20 protein-coding genes and 1 other annotated feature are annotated in these 25,513 nt (G+C 28.0%); of the genes, 4 read left to right on the forward strand and 16 right to left on the reverse strand.

From position 1 onward, the window contains the following. Positions 1–3: 3 nt before the first annotated feature. The 13 genes from rpoB to alaS all read right to left on the reverse strand — a co-directional run bounded on the left by rpoB (position 4) and on the right by alaS (position 17,329). A complete protein-coding gene (rpoB, locus tag T314_RS0100925) occupies positions 4–3,858 on the reverse strand; it encodes a DNA-directed RNA polymerase subunit beta (RefSeq protein WP_029511784.1) in 3,855 nt (1,284 codons plus the stop codon). A 14-nt stretch (positions 3,859–3,872) separates the two neighbouring features. Beyond that, positions 3,873–5,030 carry a hypothetical protein gene (locus T314_RS0100930; RefSeq protein ID WP_029511785.1) on the reverse strand — a complete coding sequence of 386 codons (1,158 nt, stop codon included), beginning with the start codon at positions 5,028–5,030 and terminating at the stop codon, positions 3,873–3,875. Between the two features lie 240 nt (positions 5,031–5,270). Then, positions 5,271–5,639, reverse strand: coding sequence for a 50S ribosomal protein L7/L12 (rplL, locus tag T314_RS0100935; protein WP_011183499.1), 369 nt, complete (start codon positions 5,637–5,639; stop codon positions 5,271–5,273). Positions 5,640–5,698: 59 nt separating this feature from the next. Beyond that, positions 5,699–6,199: a 50S ribosomal protein L10 gene (gene rplJ / locus T314_RS0100940; protein ID WP_029511786.1), complete on the reverse strand. Its 501-nt coding sequence runs from the start codon at positions 6,197–6,199 to the stop codon at positions 5,699–5,701. Positions 6,200–6,221: 22 nt separating this feature from the next. Next, positions 6,222–6,387: a sequence feature (ribosomal protein L10 leader region), on the reverse strand. Positions 6,388–6,424: 37 nt separating this feature from the next. Then, entirely contained in the window at positions 6,425–8,983 is a 2,559-nt protein-coding gene (locus T314_RS03880) for a hypothetical protein (protein WP_051612867.1), read from the reverse strand. Between the two features lie 76 nt (positions 8,984–9,059). Then, positions 9,060–10,469, reverse strand: a complete 1,410-nt coding sequence (locus tag T314_RS0100950; protein WP_051612868.1) for an APC family permease — start codon at positions 10,467–10,469, stop codon at positions 9,060–9,062. After that, positions 10,456–11,466 carry an alpha/beta hydrolase gene (locus tag T314_RS0100955; RefSeq protein ID WP_051612869.1) on the reverse strand — a complete coding sequence of 337 codons (1,011 nt, stop codon included), beginning with the start codon at positions 11,464–11,466 and terminating at the stop codon, positions 10,456–10,458. The genes T314_RS0100950 and T314_RS0100955 overlap by 14 nt, the downstream gene beginning before the upstream one ends. An 88-nt stretch (positions 11,467–11,554) precedes the next feature. Beyond that, positions 11,555–11,995 (reverse strand): GNAT family N-acetyltransferase, encoded by a 441-nt coding sequence (locus T314_RS0100960; protein WP_029511790.1) that lies wholly within the window; start codon positions 11,993–11,995, stop codon positions 11,555–11,557. Positions 11,996–12,042: 47 nt separating this feature from the next. Further along, positions 12,043–12,726, reverse strand: a complete 684-nt coding sequence (gene rplA, locus T314_RS0100965) for a 50S ribosomal protein L1 (protein WP_011183505.1) — start codon at positions 12,724–12,726, stop codon at positions 12,043–12,045. Beyond that, the gene (gene rplK / locus T314_RS0100970; protein ID WP_023026164.1) at positions 12,726–13,154 is read right to left on the reverse strand and encodes a 50S ribosomal protein L11; all 429 of its coding nucleotides are present in this window, start codon (positions 13,152–13,154) and stop codon (positions 12,726–12,728) included. The genes rplA and rplK overlap by 1 nt, the downstream gene beginning before the upstream one ends. A gap of 145 nt (positions 13,155–13,299) precedes the next feature. Continuing rightward, positions 13,300–14,214 carry a hypothetical protein gene (locus tag T314_RS0100975; RefSeq protein ID WP_029511791.1) on the reverse strand — a complete coding sequence of 305 codons (915 nt, stop codon included), beginning with the start codon at positions 14,212–14,214 and terminating at the stop codon, positions 13,300–13,302. Between the two features lie 73 nt (positions 14,215–14,287). Continuing rightward, positions 14,288–14,572, reverse strand: coding sequence for a hypothetical protein (locus T314_RS0100980; RefSeq protein ID WP_029511792.1), 285 nt, complete (start codon positions 14,570–14,572; stop codon positions 14,288–14,290). A gap of 78 nt (positions 14,573–14,650) precedes the next feature. Beyond that, on the reverse strand, positions 14,651–17,329 hold the full coding sequence (gene alaS / locus T314_RS0100985; protein ID WP_029511793.1) for an alanine--tRNA ligase: 2,679 nt from the start codon (positions 17,327–17,329) through the stop codon (positions 14,651–14,653). A 119-nt stretch (positions 17,330–17,448) separates the two neighbouring features. On the opposite strand from alaS, the gene T314_RS0100990 reads away from it, so the two are divergent. After that, positions 17,449–18,300: a Cof-type HAD-IIB family hydrolase gene (locus T314_RS0100990; protein ID WP_029511794.1), complete on the forward strand. Its 852-nt coding sequence runs from the start codon at positions 17,449–17,451 to the stop codon at positions 18,298–18,300. 30 nt (positions 18,301–18,330) lie between these two features. Here the strand turns inward: T314_RS0100990 and T314_RS0100995 are convergent, their stop codons facing one another. Genes T314_RS0100995 through T314_RS0101005 form a run of 3 tightly spaced genes read right to left on the reverse strand, consistent with a single transcriptional unit; the run spans position 18,331 to position 21,854 of the window. Further along, the gene (locus T314_RS0100995; RefSeq protein ID WP_051612870.1) at positions 18,331–19,788 is read right to left on the reverse strand and encodes an MFS transporter; all 1,458 of its coding nucleotides are present in this window, start codon (positions 19,786–19,788) and stop codon (positions 18,331–18,333) included. After that, complete coding sequence (locus T314_RS0101000) at positions 19,733–21,094, reverse strand: MFS transporter (RefSeq protein WP_234014030.1); 1,362 nt, start codon at positions 21,092–21,094, stop codon at positions 19,733–19,735. The genes T314_RS0100995 and T314_RS0101000 overlap by 56 nt, the downstream gene beginning before the upstream one ends. 46 nt (positions 21,095–21,140) lie before the next feature. After that, positions 21,141–21,854: a glycerophosphodiester phosphodiesterase gene (locus T314_RS0101005; protein ID WP_029511797.1), complete on the reverse strand. Its 714-nt coding sequence runs from the start codon at positions 21,852–21,854 to the stop codon at positions 21,141–21,143. Between the two features lie 177 nt (positions 21,855–22,031). On the opposite strand from T314_RS0101005, the gene T314_RS0101010 reads away from it, so the two are divergent. From T314_RS0101010 to glpK, 3 genes are read left to right on the forward strand one after another with little or no spacing between them, the layout of a single operon-like run. Next, positions 22,032–22,808 carry an MIP/aquaporin family protein gene (locus T314_RS0101010; protein ID WP_029511798.1) on the forward strand — a complete coding sequence of 259 codons (777 nt, stop codon included), beginning with the start codon at positions 22,032–22,034 and terminating at the stop codon, positions 22,806–22,808. Positions 22,809–22,824: 16 nt separating this feature from the next. Then, positions 22,825–23,979, forward strand: coding sequence for a type 2 glycerol-3-phosphate oxidase (glpO, locus tag T314_RS0101015; RefSeq protein ID WP_029511799.1), 1,155 nt, complete (start codon positions 22,825–22,827; stop codon positions 23,977–23,979). An 11-nt stretch (positions 23,980–23,990) separates the two neighbouring features. Then, on the forward strand, positions 23,991–25,499 hold the full coding sequence (gene glpK / locus T314_RS0101020; protein ID WP_029511800.1) for a glycerol kinase GlpK: 1,509 nt from the start codon (positions 23,991–23,993) through the stop codon (positions 25,497–25,499). The last annotated feature ends 14 nt before the right edge of the window (positions 25,500–25,513 follow it).

A 25,513-nucleotide genomic window follows, 5' to 3' on the forward strand; every position in this document is an offset into this window, starting at 1 on the left:
CTCCTATTTCTCTTCAAATGAAAGGTTTATTTCACTTTCATCTACTTCTTCAAAACTATCTAGGTCTTCAATTTCAACAAGTGATATTGAATCTTCAAAAGTTAATTTATCAATTGATGCATGTTTCATACTTTCATCGTTAATTAAATCGTTGTCATCATCGTATGCATTAATTTGTGATTTATTACCTTTGTTATCTAATAAGTAAATATCAAATCCTAATCCCATAATTTCTTTTGAAAGAACGTTAAATGATTCAGGTGTTCCTGGTGTAGGAATATTTTTTGATCTTACGATAGCTTCATAAGTTTTTGTACGACCTTTTAAGTCATCTGATTTAATAGTTAAGATTTCTCTTAGAGTATGAGCTGCCCCATAAGCTTCTAACGCTCAAACTTCCATTTCTCCGAAACGTTGTCCCCCGTTTTGTGCTTTTCCTCCAAGAGGTTGTTGAGTAATTAATGAGTACGGTCCAACACTTCTTGCGTGAAGTTTGTCATCAACCATGTGTGAAAGTTTCAACATGTACATAACTCCAACAGAAATTGGTTTGTCAATTGCTTCCCCTGTTTGACCATCAATTAATTTAACTTTTCCATAGTTTTCCATTCCAGCTTCAGCCATGATTTCATCTAAATCATTACTGTTAACTCCTTCAAAAACTGGAGTTGCAATTTTAACTCCTAATTTTTTAGCAGCCATTCCTAAATGAATTTCTAATATTTGTCCAATGTTCATACGTGATGGAATCCCTTGTGGGTTCAATAGAATATCTACTGGTGTACCATCTTCTAAGTGAGGCATGTCTTCAACAGGTAACACTTTTGAGATAATCCCTTTGTTACCATGACGTCCTGACATTTTATCCCCTTCTTGGATTTTACGTTTTTGAACAATATAAACTTTAATTACTTCTAATACATCTGCTGGTAAATCAATACCATCTGGGTTCGCTGCTGATTTAGCTTTGAAACGTTTAACAGATTGAACAATACCTTCTCCACCATTTGGAACTTTTAATGAGTTATCTTTAACTGATCTTGATTTTTCTCCAAAGATAGCATGTAATAATTTATCTTCTGGTGATAATTGAGTTTGCCCTTTTGGAGTTACTTTACCAACTAAAATATCTCCTGTTTTAACTTCAGTACCAATAGCTACAATACCTTCGTTATCTAAATATTTTTTAGCATTGTCACTAATATTTGGGATTTCTGAAGTAATTTCTTCTGCTCCTTGTTTTGTATTACGCACTTCTAATACATATTCATCAATATGAACTGAAGTAAATTTGTCTTCCATGATTACTCTTTCAGACATAACAATAGCATCCTCAAAGTTGTAACCATTATATGTAGTAAAAGCAACAACTACGTTTTGTCCTAAAGCTAATTCTCCATTATCAACAGATGGACCATCGGCGATGATTTGACCTGCTTCAATTGAATCTCCAACTTTAACAATTGGTTTTTGTACAATTGAACTTCCGTTATTTGAACGTTCAAAGTTTGCTAATGTATAAGTTTTAATTCCTGCTTTTGATTCAACAGTAATTTGTTTCGCATCTACGTATTTTACAATACCGTTTTCTGTAGCTACAATACATACTCCTGAGTCTCTAGCTGCTTCAAATTCAATTCCTGTTCCAACGAATGGTGATTCTGGAACAATTGTAGGAACGGCTTGACGTTGCATGTTGGCACCCATAAGTGCACGGTTAGCGTCATCGTTTTCTAAGAATGGAATTGCTGAAGTAGCAACAGAAACAATTTGTTTTGGTGAAACGTCGATAAATTGAACTTCACTTACTTTAGCAATGTAATCATCACCTTTGTAACGTGAAACAACAGTTTCATCTAAAATTTTTCCATTTTCATCTTTAGTAACGTTTGATTGAGAAATAATGTATTCTTTTTCTTCATCAGCTGATAAATATTCATGTTCATTTTGAATTACACCATTAATAACTTTTAAGTAAGGTGTTCTAATAAATCCTAATTCATCAACAATAGCATAAGTTGATAAGTTGTTAATCAATCCAATGTTTGGTCCCTCTGGAGTTTCAATAGGACAGATTCTTCCATAGTGAGAAGGGTGAACGTCACGCACTTCTAAACTGGCACGGTCTCTTGATAATCCCCCAGGTCCTAAAGCAGTTAATCTACGTTTATTTGTTAATTCTGCTAATGGGTTTATTTGATCCATGAATTGTGATAATTGTGATAAGTTGAAAAACTCTCCAATTACAGCAGTTAATGGTTTTGCATTAATAATTGTTGATACTTTTACTTTGTATAAATCACTTGTTGAAAGTTTTTCTTTAACGTTTTTATCAATACGTGTTAATCCCATTCTGAATTGATTTTGTAATAATTCTCCAACTGTTCTAACACGACGGTTAGCTAAGTTATCAATATCATCATATTCACCTATGTTGTATTCTAATCCTAATAAGTAAGAAACAGTAGCTACAATATCAACAACTGTAATGTGTTCTTCTTTTGAGTTAGGAGTAATTCCAACGATTGTAAATGTTTCATCTTTTGAGTTATTGTCTTGGTAAACTTTAACTTTTTGGATTTGACGTGAACCTGGAATATCTTCTCTGTATTCAATTGAAGAAACCATTACACCATCTTGTGATAATGCATCAGAAACTTCTTTAATGTTTGCTTTTGAAATTTCAGTATTTTTAGCAACTAAAACTTTTCCGCTAGCATCAACAATATCTTCAGCTAATATTCTTCCCATTAAACGATTTTTAACAGCTAATTTTTGTTGTAATTTGAATCTACCTGCTTTAGTTAAATCGTATTTTCTACGGTCAAATAATAATCCGTTAATGTATTTTGAAGCTCCATCAGAAGTAGCAGTTTCACCTTGTCTAATTTTTTTATAAATTTCTTGAACGTGTTGCGCTCAGTCTGCATATGTATCACCAGTATCGTTGTCATTTTTTAACGTTTCAACAATAACTTTATCTTTATCATAAATATTTAAGATTGTATCTCTATCTAATCCTAAGATTTTTAAGAATGATGTTGCAGTTGTTTTTCTTGATTTGTCAATTTTAACAAATAGTGAATTTATTGTTTCAGCAGTTTTTTTAGTATCAGTTTCAAACTCTAATCAAGTACCACGACTTGGGATAATATCACCATTGTATAAGCTTTCCCCTGTTTTATTATTGATTTCTGTTTTGAAATATGAACCAGGTGATCTAACTAATTGTGAAACAATAACTTTTTGTGAACCATTAATAACAAATGTTCCAGCATCAGTCATTAGAGGGAAGTCTCCAAAGAATACTTGTCCTCATTTTCTTACACTAATTTCTGCTACAATAACATCTTCTTTTTCTTCTAAAATTGTAATTTGGAATAAGTCATTCTTTTCTGTTCCTTTTAGCTTAACATCAAAGAAATAAATGTTATCAGTGTTTTTAACAAGTGAAACATTTTTTGAATCTGTTTTTTCAGCAATTCAATTTGATAATACTTTCTTAACATCTTTTTCTACAATTTCTTCAAATTCTTTTGAAATGTCTTCAGTCTTTGTAAACATTAATTGTAAGTCTACATAAATTGGAGCATCATAGATTTTTGATTGTTCTTTCGCTTTTGATGGAGAAATTTTTGCTTCTTTAATTTCTCACCCTTCTAAGAAAAGAGATGCACTAGCATCATTTGAGCTCATTGCAAAAAATTCATTTAAAACTTCATCGATTCCTTTTGTTTTGAATCATTCGAAAGTTTTAGTTTGAATTTCGATTAAGTTTGGTAACTCAAGATTACCAGAAACTTTTCTATAATCACGTCTTTCAACGCCACGGTTTACTTTTTTAATTTTATATGCCATGTTGTTTCCTTTCATTATTCTAATATGTATTTATACTTATTTAATTGCTTATCAGCAACTCTAAAGTTTGCGTCATTTTTTGTAACTTTGACTATGTTAGCACTTTTAAGGTTTTCTAAAGCATCCTTAATTTCTTGTTTTTTAACTCCTGCATAACCTGCAATTTTTAATTTGTCAGTAATTCTTTTAACAGAAACTTCTTTAGTTCTTTCTGTCAAAATACTAATTAACACAATAAGTTCATAATCGCTTGGAAAAAATTTTGATCGAACTTCAGAATCTTGCGCTATTCATTCTTTTACCAAAGAAGCTATAAAACCTCTTTTTACGGAATCTTGTAAATATTTTTTAACAGTTTTTAAAAGGTCATTTACATTTAAATTGTTATCGTAAGATTCATTAATTTTTTCAATAATTTTATCTCAGTGATTTAGTAAATCAAAAATTCATATTTGAAAAATTTGTTTCTCTTTAGATTGACCTATGAATCAAAGACTCATAAGTAAAGCTAATGTTGAATTGAATTTTTGATAAGGTTGAATAATTAAAATCTGTAAGAAAATAATTATTGCTTTTGTAAAACCATCAAAAGAATTTTCAGGTATATCATTTATAAATTTGAATAAGCCTTTTAGTTCATCATCTATTGATTCAAAGTTAATTAAAACATCAGTCAAAAGTTTTTTATTGTCTGTTCTATAGTAATTAGCTTTTCTGTCTAGGTTAAACTCTGTATTTCTGAATAATATATGAATTAACAACTCATAGTTATCTTCATTAATTTCAAAGTCAGCTTTTTTGACCAATCTAACAGCTTCTATTAAATTCATTGCTAGTTTTTCTTTTTTAGTTTTTGGTTTAGCTCCATTTTCAATTCTTCTAATCATGTTGTGAATAGAAATAGTTGAAGATCCTTCTGCTAAGTTTTCCAAAAACATCAATGAAGATATATTGCTAGTTAGAATAAAATCATTCAATTCCTTGTTCTTAGTAAATGTATATGCTTGAAAGTAGTTTGTTAAGTACTTATCTCCTTCAATTTCTTGAACTGGTTCAAAATTCATTTTTTGCCCTATTGATAGCGGGAAGTCTAAAGTTAAATAACTTTGTTCTTCAACAATCTGATTCATTGAATCAATAATCTTCTTATTTAAAAAATAGTTTAGACTCATATGACTTCCTCCAATATTTCTTTTGCAAAAAAATTGAGGATAGCAGAAGCTCTTAACTAACTAAACTATACTCGATTATTATATTATATAGAAAAGACACTAAAAAAGCAAATATTTCATGTGTTTCAGGTACTAAATTTCAGCTAATTTATTTAACTTTAAACTACTATTTAATTATAAAAATAAAAAAACTATCAAGATTGATCTTGAAAGTCTTTTTTAAGAAATATAGTTGGAATACTATTTGTATTCTACTGATGCTCCTGCTTCAATTAATTGAGCTTTAATTGCGTCAGCTTCTTCGATTTTTACGTTTTCTTTAATAGCTACTGGTAAAGTTCCGTCAACTAATTTTTTAGCGTCCATTAATCCTAATCCAGTTACTTCTTTAACTACTTTAATAACTGCAACTTTTTGTCCACCTGCGTTTGTTAACATAATTGCAACTTCTGATGGAGCTGCGTCAGCAACAGCTGGTCCAGCAGCAACAGCAACACCTGCTGATGCAACAACGTCGAAGTGTTCTTCGATTGCTTTAACTAATTCGTTTAATTCTGTTAATTTCATTTCTTCTAATGCTTTAATAATATCTTCTTTTGTAATTGCCATGATTTTGGTCTCCTTTAATATTTTTCTTTTTTGCTATTAATACATTTTGATTATTTGTATTAGTCTTGTTTTGTATCAGCAACAGCGTTAATTACAGCCATAACTTGACGTAATGGGTAAAGTAAGCTTGATGCAAACATTGAGTATAAATCTTCTTTTGATGGTAGTGTAGCAACTTCCATAATTGCTGCAGTATCCATAGCTGCGCCTTCGTAAACTCCGGCTTTTAATTTTAATGCTTCGTTTTCTTTTGCAAAGTTTGCTACTAATTTAGCAGCTCCAATTGCATCATCATTTGAGAAAACAAAAACATTTTGTTGAGTTAAATATTCGTTTAATTCTGTTAAATTTAATTCTTCAGCAGCTCTTCTAACAAGTGAGTCTTTGTAAACTTTAACTTCGATACCTTGTTTTAAAGCTTGTCTTCTTAAATTTGACATTTGTTCAACTGTTAAGTGTTTGTATTCTGCAATAGCAACACCTTGAGCTGATTGAATTTTAGAAACAATCTCAGCAACGATTTCTGCTTTTTTAGCATGTGCAGGTCTATTTGTTGACATTCGTATTCCTCCTATTTTCTTATTTTGTAAAACAAAACCCTCGGTTCTTAATGCAAAGACCGAGGGAAACGTAAAAATACATTTTTTAAATTAATGATTGATTTATTTAATAAATGTTTATTTTAATCCTCGGTAACAAATTAAGGGAATTTCCCAGTTACTGTCTTTGGTATTAATAGCCTTTATTAATAATATCATATTGATTATTTATTTCAATAATTACGACTAAACTTCAACATCATCATTTCGTTTGATTATATCCATATCAGTTTCATTAGGAGGGAATACACCATCATTTTGACGTTTTTTGTATCATTCGAATTGCCCTTCAAATGGATGTAATCTTCTAACTTCTTGAGCAAGTTCTATGTAAATATCATCACTCATACTATTTCAGTTATATTTAAAGAATTTTCTATCTGATTTAAACTCAGCTAATTCTTTGGCTAAACCTAATGAGATCATTCCATCTATAACATGTTTTCCAAGGAAACTACCAAATCTTATTTCTCTATTCCTGTTTCTTGCGCCAATAAGACCAAGGGTAACAAAGAAAACTGCAAATATTAATAATATTCCTGCTTGTTGCATAATGTACAGTGTATCCGATGAATTAAATCCATTTTCTCCAACACCATATATTATTGATCCTAGTCCATGTAATACATATGTGAACTCAGCAACAAAACTAATTTTGTGAAAGAATTCAAATTGCATAAATGAAGGGAATGTTCCTCATCCTGATGAAATATTTATAACTAAATAAATGATAACTAAAACTTTTGAAATTGTTTCATCCTTAAACAAGAACCATAATCCTTGTATAGTAAGTACAAATATAAGATCTACAAATAATAGCCATAGTCATACAGAAAGCATAGCGGCTGAACCTATTGTTATTCAACCAGTTAGACTTAAAGCTATAGTAAGTGCTGTTGCTTGAACTATTCCTGTAACTAACATAAGTAATGTTTTTGATACATATCATTTTCCAGTTTTAAGTTTTTTAGTTCTTCTTGCTCTATCATATATAAATGTTTGCATAAATGTACCAACAAACAATCCGATGATTATAAAGAACTCTCCAATTCCAATTCCATAAATTCCATTTTTTAAACCAGCTATTTCAATATTAACTATTTCAAATCTATCAAAAGTTTTATGTTTAATATATTCAATAACTTTTTTGTTCAATGTATTTAAAAATGAAATCTGATTAGTAAATCCATTTGCTACAGCTAGTTTATCCATGTTCTTATTAAATTCAAATACAGTTGTTGCATTTCTATTTAAAGGGTTTAAGGTTGAATTAAACACTTCTTGAGATTTAATTGATCTTAGATTAAATCCAATTTTTTCATTTAAAATTGAACTTATTTTTGGTAAGTAAGTTTTAAAGTTAAATTTTAAGTTTTGTATAGGGCTATTATTGATTGCAGCTACAAAAGCTGTTATGGCTTTTTGAACTTTTGAATCTAGTCCTAACTGATCTATGTGTTCTAAATTAATTCACATTTTTTGTGAATCTTCAAATGGGTTTATTCCATGCATCACATCATATAAATACTTGTTTAAAATATGTGAGTTGTCATTTAATAATAAAATATAACCCATTAGTTTTGAATTAGAAAGATCTATTTTCAATATCTTAGCTATTGTTTTTAATTGCTCGTTATCTAACAATGACGCAATTGTATTTGTAAATATACCATTTGTTTTTTCTGCAGCATCTGCTTTTGAAGTTATTTCTTCTCTTATATCACCAAAAATAGTATTTTCAGATTTAACTCTTTGAATCCCTTCTGTTTCTGAAGTTGACTCATTTACTGAATCACTTATAACATACTGTTTATTCGCTTCAATAATAGCATCAGAATTATTTATAATTCCAAAACTTTGAGAAGCACTTACTTTTTCATCATTTGAAGGTGTGTAAGTTACTTGTTTATAGAAGTTCTTATAAACAATATTTGAAATAAATGACGGTATGTTTTCACCTAAAAAATCTTCAACTGCTGATAGTATAAGTGCTGATTTCATTTCCATCATACTATTTAGGTAATATCCGAAAATAAAGTTTCTTTCAAATGTTGTTCAAAGATTAATATTTGATTTAGGTAACTTAGGTGCCTCATTTTTTCTATTAAAAGTTGTTCCTACTTGTTGAATTAAATATTCTCCAAAACCTTTTTCAATTTTGGCTTGAACATAATATTTTTTACCTTTTCATTGTTTTTCAATTTCTTTTTCAGATGAAATGTATCTGATGTTAGTAAATGCCATATCTTCTTTTAATTCCGGAGAAGAAAATACATAATCTTCATCCTTAATATTTTTATCTGTTTTTTCATTTAAAGCTGACTTAATTATGTCTCATACATTAAATTGAAAAATGTGATTTGCAACTTCTTCTTTTGAAGAAATTTGCATTGTTCCAGTGTTTGTATATAAAATCCTTTTTTCGATGTCATAAGCTGAAGAAATGGCTTGTTCTTTACTTATATAACCATCCAATGAATTATATTTATAATCTGTTAAAACACCGAGTTTAAAATCGAGTTTTTCCATATCATTATTTTTATATACTCAGACTGTATTGTCTTCGTTTAAAATTGCAACTGGTGCCTTTCCTAAATTGATTGTTGGGTTTCAAAAAGCTATTAAACATGTTACTCCATACAATATAGGTATTAATGCAATACCTATAAATTTAGAAATCCTTTTTACCGAAGACAGAACTCGAGATGTAAATTCATCTCGAAAACCTTTGATAATTCCTATCATATGTCTCCTTTTAAATAAATGAACTTAGTAGTTCATATATATAAGATAACACTTAATAAAAAAAATAACTTTAAAGTTATTTAATTTTTATATTTTTGCTAGATTTTTCTTGTAACTTGTTTTTATAGTATCCAATCGGAAGTAATATTATAACAATAAATAACATTAAAAGTGGTTGTCATATAATTGCTCAAAGTTTTACAAAAGTTATTTCTTCCATACTCATTATTGGTTGTATAAACATCATATAAAGTATTCCTAATAAAGTTATCAAGATTGTTACAAAAGATGCAATAACTAAAAATATGAACATAGATTTTGAATATATTTTTTTATACTCTGGGTCATTTTTTCTTAAATTAATAATTGATAAATTTAATAGTGTCTTTAATAAAATTGTTGCAAATATGAAAGAACTTACAATTTGTGTTAAAGTATGTGAAAAAACATATAATGATGCAAAAGCCATTAAAAGCAACATTGCTAAATATGGCTGATTAGTTCTTTTGTGAGTTTTGGTAAATAACCCAGGTATGTCTCTTTCTTCAGCTAATTTAAATACTAGTCTTGACTGGAATAAAACAAGCGCATTAATTGATCCAATCATTAAAATAATAGCAAATACATTAAATGTAATCTTAGCCCAGTTTGGAAGTACTGAAAGTTTACTTACAATAGTTTCTTCTCCACTCCCGCCAATTAATTCACCAGGTTTAGCAATTGAAAGTAAGGCTATGGTATAAATTATATAAATTAACATAACAATAATTACTCCACCAACCACTGTTTTTGGTACTGTTTTTTTTGGATTTTCAATCTCTTCAGTTATATAAGTTGCTGTTTCAGTCCCTGAATACGCAAAGCCTGTTAAAGTAGCTGCTGGAATTAGCATAATTGTTGATAGATACAATTTTGTAAAATCTTTATTTATTTCTGGATTAGTTAATATACCATCTTTTGAACCATAAATAAATGCCAAAATAATAATTAAAAGAATTGGTAAAATTTTTGCAACTAAAAAAATAAATTGAGTAACTCTTGAACTATTTTTTATAAGAATTTGAGAACCCCCAATTAAAAATAAAATACCAACACCAATTAGTTTCTCTCAAATTGTATTTGCTTCCATTCCAACTAACTGTCTGAACAAAGAAGCCATTGCTGTACAACAACTTGCCAATGAAGTTGCAGATACAAATAAAACTAATATTCATCCAAATCAAAATGCCATTAATTTTCAATTACATATTTTTAATCAAGAATATCCTGTTCCACTTTTTTGATAGCTTATTGATGGTTCAATCATTAAAAAAGCTTCTGGTAAAACTAGAATGGCACCAAAAATTCAAGCTAAAATCATAAGTATTGCATTTTCACCAGACATAAATAGTGTATTTCCAAACGTAATTATTATACTAGAACCAATTGTTGCTGTTAGTGTCGTTGCTAATACTGTTCAAAACCCATATTTTTTATTTAATTTCATTTCCTTCTCACTTTCTAGCAAAATTTATTGTTTTAAGAATGTAATCATCATTATAAGTCCCAATTGTATTTACATGCTCTGAACCTTCGGGTGTTCAAATTTTGCTTATTTTTACTTTTTCAAACTTTATTTTTTTCTCATACATTATCTGACTCATCTCATATGGAATAAAAGTATCACCTTTTGAGTGAACAAAAAATATCGGATTACATTTTGCCTTCCTCATATTTAATAATAAGTTATATTTTCCTTGATTAGTTTTTGTTTCTTTGCTAAATTTATGTGTAAAAAGAAATCCTATCTTTCATCATGGAATATGGTATAAATTATTTTCAATGTAATATCTATACTGCAATTTTATATTACTAAAACCACAATCCGCAACAACCCAATTTATTTTTGATCTAAACTTGCTTTTTTGAACAAATAAAATACTTGTTGATGCACCCATACTATTACCTATTAATCCAATTGAGTCCGCTTGTTCTTTATTTTTTAGGTGCTCAACAACAGTTTCCAACATTGAAATAGAAGAATATCCTATGTCAGTTTTTTCACCATAACTTAAACCATGAGCAAACGCATCAAAAGTTAATATATTGTATCCTTGCTTTCAAAAATGATGAACTAATCTTAAAGCTAAAAATTTATTTTCAGTTCAACCATGTAATCCAATTACTCATTTCTTTGAGTTTGCATTTTTTGCAACTAAACAGCTTATTTTTCCATTACTATTGAATAAATCAAATTCTTCAATTGATTTATCGTCAAAAGTATCACTTAAATAATTTAAACTCTTATTTTTTAAATCATCATAATAAATATCAAGTGAATTTACTTTAATTCCTTCTTTAGTAAAACCATCTCTATAGTAGTTATAACAAAAGTTTTTATAATCAAAAAAATGAGAACTAGAATTTTTTTTAATTGATTTTATTTGTAATAGTGTCATTAATACTGTTTTTAATGAATATTTATATTTATTTATTTTTTTCAAAGTAAACCTCATTTTTTTATATATTAAATTAATTATACATATAAAAAAAATAATTCCCAAAAAAATTTTTATTTTGGAAATTATTTAATTATTTTTTAATGATCATATCAATGTGATCTATGCCGTCATCATCATATACTTCAGAGTATTCTACAAAGCCAAAACTTTTATAGAAATTTAATAAATAGTATTGAGCACTAATTTTTATGTCTTTGTTTGGTCATTCATTATTAATTCAATCAATAGCATTTTGCAAAAGTATTTTACCCACTTTAAGCCCTCTGAATTTAAATGGAGTTAGTACTCTACCAAAAGAAACTGTTCCATCTAATTTTTCATATATTCTTAAGTAAGCCACAAGTTGATTATCATCATTTCTAATAATTAAATGTGTTGCTGTCAAATCTTGTTCATCAATTTCGCATGCAATTCATTTTTGTTCGACAACAAAAACTTCACTTCTACTTTTAAATATTTCTCAAGTTTCATAACTAGTTAGTTCACTAAACTTCTTAAATTCTATTTTCATAAAATACTCCTTTTTTATATAATAAAAAAACAGCTAACGCCGTTTTATTAGTTAATTTCTACTTTAATTCCAGGACCCATTGTTGTTGAAATTGTAATGTTAATGATGTAATCACCTTTAACAGTTTGAGGTTTAACTCTTTTCATTTCATTTAGGATTGTAGTAAAGTTTTCTTTTAATTGTTCTGCTGTAAATGAAGCTTTTCCAATAATTGTGTGGATGTTTCCTTCTTTATCTGCACGGAATTCAATTTTTCCTTTTTTAATTTCGTCAATTGCTTTAGCAACGTCCATTGTAACTGTTCCAGTTTTTGGATTAGGCATTAAGCCTTTTGGCCCTAAAACTTTCCCGATTGCTCCTAATTTTGCCATCATTTCTGGTGTAGCAACAATTACATCAAATTCAAATCAGTTTTCTTTTTGAATTTTTGTAATTAATTCCTCTCCCCCAACAAAGTCAGCACCTGCATCTTGAGCTTCTTTAACTTTAGTATTTGTTAAAACTAAAACTTTTTGAGTTTTACCTGTTCCAGCTGGCAATACTAATGCTCCACGGATTTGTTGATCTGCTTTTCTTGGATCGATGTTTAAGTTAAATGATAATTCAACAGTTGAATCAAATTTAGTTGTTGAAGTTTCTTTTGCTAATTTAATTGCTTCGTCAAGTGCGTAAACTTTTTGTTTGTCTACTAAACCTTTAACGCTTTTCATTCTTTTTGAAATTTTAGCCATTAGTTAGTTTCCTCCATGCCTGTAATTTTGATTCCCATGTTTTTAGCTGTACCAGCAATAATTTTCATTGCTGCTTCAACATCGTTTGCATTTAAATCAACTAATTTGTACTCAGCAATTTCTCTAACTTTATCAGCTGAAATAGTTGCAACTGTTTGAGTTTTAGCATTGCTTGCTCCTCTTTCAATTCCTGCTGCTCTTTTTAATAAAATAGCTGCTGGTGTTGTTTTTAATATATAGTCAAATGATTTGTCATCATATGCTGTAATAACTACAGGAACAACGTCTCCTGCACGATCTTTAGTAGCATCGTTAAATTGTTTTGTAAATTCAGGCATGTTAATACCTAAAGAAGCTAATTCTGCTCCTGGTTTTGCTTGCATCGCCATAAATTCTAATTTGGCAATACGTGTAATTCTTTTAGCCACGGGCTTATCCTCCTAATATTCTGTTAGTCGGCTGCTTTTACTCGCTGTGGTCCATGTGAAGTATTAGAACTTCTCCCACAATAAAAATCAGTCATTTTTAATTATACATTTTTATATTCTTAAATCAAGTTTATATACGGTTTGGTTAATTAAAATTAACATTAAATAGTTCTTTATCATAGTTTCTTTTTAATTTTGAATAAACATTTTTAAGATAATCTTCGTGTTCTATAAGATCTTGTGAAATTTTTTTTAATTCATTTTTTAAATATTGAGTATCATTTGTTATATTAAAAAGATGTCAATTAAATAACGGATCTTTTGAATTTTTGATTTTAATTATCATTTTTTGCAGCAATTCATCTCTAATTTTTTTATTGTAAGTACAAAACTCTAAAACTATATTATTATTTAAATTAGTCAACGTGTTTGTGTAGAATAGAGAATTATTTGTATCAATGAAATCAGTATTTTTAAGTAAGCTATTTTCATTTAAGATGTCACTTGGAAATGAATAAATGATTTGATTAAATTTGTTTACTTTTCATTTAAATGAGTTTTCTCCTATGTTTATAATAGATTTAAATTTTTTATCGTTAATTTGAACATCATTATTAAGTAAAATAAAATTATCAAAATTTTGAATTCTTAAATTATCTTTTGATATTTCAGGAGTATAAATTTTAATAAACTCAGGATCTACTTTTTTAACATCATTAATTTTCAAAGTATGTTTAAAATAATGAGCAAAAAAAGTATTTAAAAAGCTTTCTTCAAAATGTTTAGAATTTATTATTTCATTAAAGAAAAATATTTTACTCATAAGTTCTATTTTATTTGATTTTAAGTTTCAATAAACATCAACATCTAACATAAAATATTTTTTTTCAATGTCACTTTCTTCAATCTTATATTTTAGTGCTCTATTTCAGTTTGCTGAAGAATAACAGTTATTTAAAACAGAATCTGGAATGGATTCAAATTTTGTATTTCCTATATAGTAAACATCTTTTTTAAAGCCTATTTCAATTAATATACTTTTGCTAAATAAATAAAACATTGAATCCTCCATTTTTACTTTGTAATTTTAACAAAAAAAAGATTTGCTAAGCAAATCTCTTAAATAAATAAAATTATTTTTTTAATAATCAGTTTGTGATTTGTAATGCTAATGGTTGTTTACCCATTAAACATCAAACAATAATAAAGATTATACCTACCATTGATAAACATAGTAATACGTAGATTAAACCATAAATTAAAGCAGCTCCTCTGCCTTCGGCTTGAGGTGTTTTGAAAATCATTTGTCCAACTAATGGTAAGTTTAAAATTCATAATACTAAAGGTAAGATTCCTAAAGTAAATCCGTTTAAAAATCCATTAATAATTGTTGATAATGCTCTTTTTATAATGTTCATTTTACTTATTCCTTTCTGTATTTCTCTTAAAATTATACAACAATAGTGGGAAAAAACAAAATTAATGTATTTTAGATATTAAAATTTTCCTTGCGCTAAACTTGAGTTTCCTCCTCCTTTTGGAGAAATTGGCAAGTTTTTAAATATTTCTATAGCTGAATATTCACTTTGAATTTTTTCACTAACTCCAACAACCACAAAGTTTCCTTCTTCAGTTTCAGAAGTTAATATTATAATTAATTTTTCAAATTTATTTTTGTACTCATCTACAAGATTTTTCATATCTTTAATATTTAAACCATTCACTTGTTGTTCAATTGTTCCTACACCTTTGTCATTAGTTATAGGTTCAAAAACTTTAAATTGTTCTAATTTTTTAGAAGTTAATAAATCTTCAATTTTTCTTTCATATATTTTTAAAGCAGCTGATAACTTTTCTAATATGAATTTTAATTCTTGAATTGATTTTTTTGATATTGTTTTAGTAAGTGACTCTTTAACAATATTTTCAATATTTTGGTCAGCCTGAATTAATTTAGAATTTTCGTATTTAGAATTTTGTTCTTGAATCAATTTTAAAAGTTTATTAAATTCTGTATTTAAATATTCATTAATTGCTTTTTTTGATGTTAAACACTTAACCCTGTAAACTCCACTACCTTTTGATTCTAAACCTGTTATCATAAAGTCTTCTATGTCAATTGTATTATCAACATGAGTACCACCACATAATTCACTTGAGAAATCTCCAAATTTTACAACTCTAACAATGTCATCATATTTTTCAGTAAAGAATGCTAATGCACCATATTTGCTTACTGCGTCCTTCATTGAGCAGAAATAAACTTCTCTGTTTATTTTTTCATTAATTTTATTTAAAACTAATTTTTCAGATGCAATTAATTCTTCTGCTTTTATTGAGTCATTATATGTGAAGTCCATACGTAATCCATGTTCATCATTATATGAACCTGATTGCATAACAGTTTCTCCCAATACAATCCTTAATGCAGAGTGAATTAAATGAGTACCCGAGTGATTTTTCATTGTTAATGTTCTTTTTGTTTCATCTACAAATGCATCGATTTGATCTCCAATTTTGATTGAACCATCTAATAAAATTTTATGAATATGTTGATGGTTTGGTCCTTGTTGTGTGTCAATTACTTCGCATCTTGCTTCTTTATTTACTAAATAACCTTTATCAGCAGCTTGGCCACCTTTTTCAGCATAAAAAGGAGTTTTATCTAAGATAACATAAACTTCTTTATCTGTAGCTTCAGTAAGAATTTCATCATCTGTAAATATATATACAATTTTTGCATTTTTATGGCTTGTTTCTTCTCAACCAGTAAACTCTGAATCAACATTTATTTCTGTAAAGATTTCATTTTGTTTATCTCAAGCTTTTAAATCTTTTCTCGCATTACGAGCTTGTTCTTTTGCTTGTTCTAATAAACTATTAAATTCTTCAATTTCTACCTTAACTTTTCTGTCTTCAGCGATTTCAATTGTTTGCTCTATTGGATAACCGTATGATTCAAATAAAAGTAATGCATTTTTACCTGTTACTTTTTTGTCGTTTTCAATCATTTTATTTAATGCTTCATAACCTTTTGATAAAGTTTTTAAGAATTTCTCTTCTTCAATTAAAATTGTTGTTTCAATTAAATTTTGTTTTTCTAATAAATATGGGTAAAAATCTTTCATGACATCAATAACATTTATTACTAATGTGCTTAAGAATGGACCATTAATACCTAATTCCATACCTTTCATTAAAGCACGGCGAATTAAACGGCGAATTATATATCCTCTATCTTTGTTACCCGGAAAAACACCATCAGCAATAGCAAAACTTGTTGCTCTTATATGATCAGCAATAACTTTGAAAGCTGTATTAATTTTAGTTTGCTCTGCTTTTTCATCAAAATAATTTTCAATTGAGTATTTGAAATTAGCATCACAAATATTTTCAATTTGTTTAATTATTGGTCAGAAAATATCTGTTTCAAAGTTTGTTGGAGTATCTTGAAAAATAGAGGCTATTCTTTCTAGGCCAGCACCAGTATCTATATTTTTTCTCGGTAGCTCTGAATAGTTATTAAAACCATCATTATTAAATTGAGAGAAAACAATATTTCAAATTTCAATGTATCTATCGTTTTCAATATCTTCAGCTAATAATCTTGGACCAATATTTTCTTTATCTCATTTTTGCCCACGATCAAAGAAAATTTCAGTATTTGGGCCACAAGGTCCTTGACCTACGTCTCAAAAGTTTGTATCTCTTGTTAATTTAAAAATATGGTCTTGTTTAATTCCAATATCATTAATTCAATATTCATATGCCTCAATATCTTCGTTAAATACAGTTATATATAATTTTTCTACAGGAATAGCAAATCATTTATCACTTGTTAATAATTCTCATGCAAATGATATTGCTTCTTTTTTAAAATAATCTCCAATTGAAAAATTACCTAACATTTCAAACATTGTATGGTGTCTAGCTGTAACACCTACGTTTTCAATATCATTAGTTCTAATTGCCTTTTGTGAGTTAGTTAGCCTAGGTGAAGGCGGTGTTTTTCTTCCATCAAAATAAGGTTTTAGTGTCGCTACACCAGAGTTAATTCATAGTAATGAAGGGTCTTCTACAGGTATTAAACTAACTGGTTCTAAAAAATGGTGTTTTTTTTCTTTAAAAAAATCTAATCACATTTTTCTAATTTCATTTGTTGTTAATTTTTTCATTAAATATCAGTCCTTTAAAATTAATTATAACCTTTAACAAAATCAAAGAGAAAATATTTTTATCTAAATTTTGATAAAATATATTTATATCTACTTATTCTGGAAAGGAAAGTAAACTTATGCAATTAAAAGACAAAAATAAAAAGAGATTAATACTAATTGATTTAGATGGGACAACATTAAAAAATGATCATATATCAATTAATCCAATTACTAAAAATGCATTACAAAATGCAATAAAAAACGGGCATACAGTTTGCATTTGCACTGGTAGAAGTTTAAAAGATACATTACATATCTACAATGAATTAGAATTAGACAGTTTATTAGTAACACTAGATGGAGGTCATATATCTGATCCTGTTCACAGAAATTTTAAAAGAATAGTTTTACCAATAAGTGAAGAAGTTACAAAAGGCATATTAAGACATCCAATTTTAAAAGGCAAGATCGAAAATATTATTGTTGAGTATTATCATACAAATATGATACAAAATCCAGCTGATAACTTTTTCGTTGTTGATTCAAATGCAGAACAACCTGTTCAAGGAAATATTTTAAAAGATTGAAATGGTCCATGTAGTAATATCATTATTAAATTAAATACTAATTTAAATTTCTTTAATGTTGTTGACACTTTAAATGATGAATTTGGAGATGCAGTTAAAGTAAAATCAAATCTAATTTATGGTATTGAAAATATTGGAGAAAAGCCTATTTTAATAATTACAAATAAATTTGTTAATAAAGGATTTGCTGCTGAAATGGTTGCACAATACTATAATAAAAATATTAATGACGTCATTGCTTTTGGAGATCAAATGAATGATTTTGAAATGATAAAAACAGTTGGTCATGGAATTGCATTAACTAGTGGTAATCCAAAACTAAAAGAAATTGCATGAGGTATAACTGATTTGTCAAATGAAGATGGCGGTCTTGGTGATACATTAAGCAAGCTTTTAAAATAGTTTTAAATAAAAAATGGATTACTCCATTTTTTAATATTTGTTTAATTTTTTTCGTTTTTTGTCCTTTTTAATCATATACATAAGCACTAATCCAGATATGATTCCTAATATACCTCCCGCTACAATTAATATCATTGAATATTGATAAGCTAATTGATAATTATAAATACCGTTTACGCCAGTTTCGATTTTGTATTTCTCTAAAAATAATGAATTTAATTGTCAAAATCAAGCGTCAGGAGAGAAGGCAATTACTGAAACTAAACCTACTGCTGTAGCATACTGTTTGTGATCAATACCTATTTCATATATTGTTGCTCATCTATTTGTAACAAGCCCTCAACAAATAGCTCCCATACATAAGAAAAATGAATAGACAACTACTTGAATAAGTATTTTTATTGTAGTTGATTGATTTACAAATCCGCCAACTTTAAACCCTGGTAAAAAAATTATAAGCAACATTAAAAGTGAACAAATTATACATCCTACAACTAAAAACTTTATGTACTTACCAGATTTATCTGCTATTTTTCCAGCCGGAGCTGAGAAAAATAATCTAAATAGATAAGTTCTTAAAAGTCCTCCAACAAAGGTTACACTTGCACTAATAAGCAAGGCAGTATTCATAAAAGGAATTAATACACTTAAACCTTGTTGATACATATAAACACCCATAACTAATAATGCTAATAAATAAACTTTATAGTTTTTTAAAACTTTACCTACTTCTTTAATATTGAAATCTTTACTTATAGCTTCTCCTTTTTTCTCTTTAACAAAGAATATCAAAAGTAAGACATCTATTAATATTAATAAACAAAACAAATAGCACATTAATGAAAATGCTAATGTCGAAGTACTATTTTTATTGACAAAAATAGGAGTTAATACTATAAAAATAATAAAACCTACTGCTACAAATATTGTTCCAATAAGTCCATTCAAGCTTCCATGAATACCATTAAGAATTCCATTTTCTTCTGGTTTTCCTTGTTGTGATAATAATTTTCACAAAGGTGCCCAAAATATTATTTTGGCAAAAGCTCAAATAACATAAATTATTAAAACCTGTGTATATCTACTAGATTGGCCTATCGGATTCAAAACTGCAACATTATTTTCAATATCAAAAATAATTCCTCCTCCAGCAGTTAAACCAACACTACCATATCAAACACCTGATATGCCAAATGCTGCTAGTCCAGTGATAGTAAGTCATTTTAAACTTATTTTATCAGCTATTACACTACCAAAAAAATAAATAAATAATGACACATATCCATAAACTGCTGAAGCTTGTGCTAGTTGAGATGGGGAAATGCCCAAATTTAAAGAAATAATTTCAGTATTAATAACATTTTTTAAGTATGAAGGGAATATAAAAACTAAAACATCTGCAGTTGCTAAAATTGCTATTATTCAAAACTTTTTAGTTTGTCAAAACTTGTTTTCCTTCATTTCTTTGTTTTTCTTTCTTTGTTGCATAAATTAATATTGCTCCCGCTATCATAGCTAATAGACCAAAACATAATATAATCATTATGCTTATTTGATTTGCTAATTTATTATCTACATGGCCTGCTTCTGTTCCTAAATTTTTTAATAAAATTGAATCTATTTGTCAGAATCAAGCATCTGCTGAGAAAGCAATTAAAGAAATAAATCCTACAGCCATACCATAATCTTTTTGACTTATATTAATAACATAAATTGTTGCTCATCTATTTGTTACAAGTGCTCAACAAGTTATACCCAATCCTAAATACATTGTTACTACTGAAATTTGAACCAAAGTTTTTGATCCTTTTGACATATTAGTAAAACTACTTTCAGTAAATCCAGGTACAATAACTGCAATTAAACATAGTACAGACGCAACCGCTAAACCAATAATTATAAACAAAATGTATTTTTGACTTTTATCTGCCATTTTTCCAAAATATGTTGAAAAGAAAAATCTAAATAAATATGTTCTCAAAATTCCAAAAACAACAACTAATGACGCAGTTATTAATAGTACATCTTGCATATAAGTTACGAAAATTGATAACCCACTTTGATATAGATAAACACCCAAAATTAATATTGAAACTAGCCAAATTTTTCAATTACCTAAAATGTTTTTAAAACTTTTAAGTGAAAAGTCACTTTCTCCATCTTTCTTTGTTGTTTTATCTTCTGGTACAAAAAAGAATATTAAAAAACAATTGATAATTATAAAACCAGTAAATATAAATACTAAGGCTGGAAATGCTCAATCACCTAACGAAGATTTTCAAACTGTTCCAAAAAGGAAAAATACTAAATAAGCAATAGCTATAATAATTGTTCCAATAAGTCCATTCAAGCTTCCATGAATACCATTTAGTTTTCCATTTTCTTCTGGTTTTCCTTGTTCAGATAGTAATTTTCAAAGTGCAGCTCAAAATATAAAGCATGTGATAAAACTTCACAATGCAAATATTAAATAAACTTGTATTACTTTAGCAGTTGCAATAAAAGGAATAAATCCATATCACAAACCTACAACACCAATTGATGCTAAACCAACTAATGTTAATTTTTTTAAACTTATTTTATCTGCAAATCAACCACCAATAAAATAACTAGGCAATGATACATAGCCATAAATTGAATTTGCTTGTGAAAATTGTGAAGGTAGAATTCCTAATGATTCAGAAATAACTACTGATGATATAACATTTTTTAAATAAAAGGGTACAGCCATTACTAATACATCAGCCATTGCCAAAATTGCAATTATGGTGAATGTCTTTTTACTAATACCCATTATTGTATTTTTCTTCGTAAAGATAAAAATCCCTTCTTTCTAATATTTATTTAAAATCTATCTTTAAATCTTTTTTATCACTAATAAATGAATTTAATTTTTTCTTGTATTTTAAATAAATTATTTCAGCGTCTTTATCATTTTTAAAAGTTCATACATTTATAGGCAAATTAATTTTCTCTACAATTTTAGGTGAATCAGTTGATTTTAGATTTCCAACATATGGGTGCAAATAATCAAATTTTTTTATTAAATTAAAATCAACTTTTTTAACATATTCAGTTAAATATCCTTTTTTAAACTTAGTTGAATCTAAATTTGATATAAATTTTAGTGCCTCATATCCAAAAGATGAAACAACAATTTCAGCTTTTGTTTTTTTTCTTAATAACTCCAAAGCATTTTTAATAATTTCAAATTCTTCTTTAGTATTTCTATCTGGTTTAATTTCAACATTTATAAATTCATATTTATTTGAAATTTTTTGAATAAAATCTTCTATAAATAAAGGGGGTATATTTTCTGGATGTTCTTTAAAAAATTTAATACTTTTAATTTCATTAAATGTTTGGCTTTTAATTGTTTTATCAACTTTACCAATTCTTTTTAAATTATGATCGTGAAATATTATTATTTTTTTATCTTTCGTCAAGCGAATGTCAAATTCTACCCCTTTGCAGGTTTTTAATGCATCAGTGAAATCAATCATTCTATTTTCTCTTCCTGGTGCTCTAAAACCTCTATGTGCTACTAAAAACATAAATTGTTTCCTTTCCAACAAATTATTTTTTATCTCTCTTTAATATATTAAAACACAAAAAAATTCCAAAAAGTAATTTTTTCCAATTTTTTATAGATTACTTGGAAAAAATAATTTAATTTGTTATTATGAGTTTGTATCTATTATGGTACATAGAAAAGAAGAGATGACTTAATTATGAATTGATATACATTAGTTTTAACAGAACTTTTAGGTACTGCAATTTTAATTATTTTGGGTAATGGAATAGTTGCCAATGTTGTTTTAAAAGGAACAAAAGGAAATAACGGAGGACTTGTTGCAATAACAATTGGATGAGCAATGGCAGTTACAATTGGCGCACTTATTGCAAATGCGTTAGGTGGAGTTGCTCATTTTAATCCGGCTGTTACTGTTGCTCTTGCAATAGCTGATAAATCAGGGAATTTAGGATTAGGAAGTTATACTGGTATGTCACCAGTTGGAATGTTCTTCTTAGTAATAATTTTTCAATTTATAGGAGCTGCAATAGGGCAATTAATAGTAAATTTTGTTTACTACAAGCATATACAAAAAACTTTGATAAGTGGAACAATTGAAGATAAATTAAGTGTACTTGGAATGCACTCAACAATTCCAACAGAAAGATACAAAATCACTAACTTTGCAATGGAGTTTTTAGGGACTGCATTACTAATTTTAGCTATTTTATCATTTGGTAAATTTAATAGTAATACTGGACTACCTTCATTCTATGCTCCAGTTTTAGTAGGTTTGGTTATTTTAGGTATTGGATTATCGCTTGGTGGAACAACAGGTTATGCTATAAACCCATTCAGAGATCTAGCACCAAGAGTTGTTCATCAATTAATGCCTTTTAAAAATAAAGGTAAATCTGATTGAGGATATGCTTGAATACCTGTTGCAGCTCCACTTGCTGCAGCAGTAATTGTAGGTTCATTTTTCTTAATTTAATAGAAACAGGTAAAAAATGAAAAAATATGATATTTGTATAATTGGCGCAGGATTAATTGGTTCTTCAATTGCTAGGGAGCTCTCAAAATACAATAAAAAAATTGTTGTTCTTGAATCAAATTTGAAAGTTGGTTTAGAAACATCAACTGGTAATTCAGGTTTAGTCCACGGTGGATTTGATCCAACTCCAGGGAAGCTAAATGCTAAATTAAATGTATTAGGTAAAAAAAGATATGAAGATTGAATTTCACAAATGGATTTTCCTTATGCAAGAATCGATTCTCTAGTTGTTGGTTTTGATGATTTAGATTTAGAACATATAGATATGCTATATAAACGTGGCTTAACAAATGGCCTAAGCTCCGATGAAATAAAAATTTTAACAAAAGAAGAAGTTTTAAAAAAAGAACCTAATATTTCTTCTGAAATTAAAGGCGCTTTACTTTGTAATTCATCAATTGCAGTAGATCCATTTATGCTAACTGAAACTCTTATGAAAAATGCAATTAAAAATGGAGTTGAATTAAAATTGAACTCAAAGGTTATTGCTATTTCTAAGAAAAATAGTTTGTTTAAAATAGAAATAAAAAATGGAGAAAGTATAAATTCTCAAATAATTATAAATGTCGCTGGGCATTATGCAGATGTTATTAGTAAAATGGCTGGTCATCATGAATTTGATTTGGTTACAAAACGTGGAGAATATAGAGTTCTAGAAAAAACAGAATCTGGAATTGTTAACTCTGTAGTATTTATGGTTCCAACAATACATGGTAAAGGTGTTATTGTTGCTCCTACATTAGATGGACATATTTTAGTTGGGCCCACTAGTGAAGATTTTGTCCCTAAAGAAGATACAAGACTAATAACAAAAAACAAATATGATTTAATTGGTAATATTGGAAAAAAACTAATTCCCACAATTAACATGGAAAAAACATGCTTAAGTTTTTCTGGAAGTAGACCTATAGAACCTAAAAATGATGATTTTTGAATTAAACCAGCAATTAATGATAGTTCTTTTATAAATGTTGCTGGTATGAAATCTCCTGGTCTTTCTTCTGCGCCAGCTATTGCAGATTTAGTTATTGAACTACTTATGAAAGAAACTAAATTAACAGAAAGAATAAATTGAGATCCTATTGAAAAGAATCCATTAATATATAAATAAAAGGAGATAGTATGGAAAAATATATTATAACTTTAGATGAAGGTACAACAAGTGCACGTTCGCTTGTAACCAATCAAAAAGGAGACATCATTGCTGTTGATCAAATGGAGTTTACTCAACACTTTCCAAAAGAAGGGTGAGTAGAGCATGATGCAGTTGAAATTTGAAACACTCAAAGAACAACACTAATACAAGTTTTAAATAAATCAGGCATTAGTCCTTCTCAAATTGATGGAATTGGAATAACAAACCAAAGAGAAACAGTCGTGGTTTGAAATAAAGAATCAGGTTTACCAATTTATAATGCGATTGTTTGACAAGATCAAAGAACTGCTGATTATTGTGAAAAATTTGGGCGAAAAGAATTGGATTTAATTAGAGATAAAACTGGTTTAATAATTAATCCTTATTTCTCGGGAACAAAAGTTAAATGAATTTTAGATAATGTAAAAGGCGCCAGAGAACTTGCTAATCAAGGAAAATTAATGTTTGGTACTATTAATACTTGATTAATTTATAAATTAACTGGGGGGGGAGTATTTGTTACAGACCATACCAATGCACAAAGAACATTATTTTATAATATTAATACAAATGACTGAGATGATGAATTACTTGATTTATTTAATGTTCCAAAAAATATGCTACCTGAAATTAAATCTTGTTCAGAAGTTTATGGTCAAACTTTTAAAGGGTTACTTTCAAAAAATGATGAAACACAATTTAAAATTTGTTCTTCTATTGGGGATCAGCAATCTGCTCTTTTTGGACAACTATGTTTAAATCCAGGAGAAACAAAAGTAACATATGGAACTGGATGTTTTATTTTAATGAACACGGGTGATAAAAAAATTATGTCAACGCATGGTTTGCTTACAACAATTGGTGTAGCAATTGGAGATAAAATTACTTATGCTTTAGAAGGTTCTGTAATGGTTGCAGGTGCAGCTGTCCAATGATTAAGGGATAATTTAAGAATTGTTTATAATGCAATTGAGACTGAATGATATGCTGGCCAAGTAAATGATGATAGAAGAGTTTATGTTGTTCCATCATTTACAGGTCTTGGTTCACCTTATTGAGATTCTTATTCTCGTGGAGCAATTTTTGGTCTAGATAGAGGGACAAAAAGAGAACATATTGTTAGAGCAACCTTGGAAGCTATTGCATATCAAGCAAATGATGTTATTAGTGCAATGCAAAAAGACATAAAAGCACCTTTAAGTGAAATTAGAGTTGACGGAGGTGCAAGTAACAATAAATTTATGATGCAATTTCAAGCTGATATTAGTAGATCAACAGTTATAAAACCAATAAATGTTGAAACTACAGCAATGGGAGCTGCTTATTTAGCAGGACTAGCTGTTGGATATTGAAAAACAATTGAGGACATTAAAACAAACTATAAAATTGATTTTGAATTAACAAGTCAAATTGAACAAAAAGAATCAGAAAAATTAATTAAAGGTTGAAATAGTGCAGTTCAAAGAACTTTTGGATGAATAAAAGAAATTGAATAAAAAATAATAAAACA

This window comes from Mesoplasma grammopterae ATCC 49580 (assembly GCF_000701525.1).
Lineage (GTDB): Bacteria > Bacillota_I > Bacilli_A > Mycoplasmatales > Mycoplasmataceae > Mesoplasma > Mesoplasma grammopterae.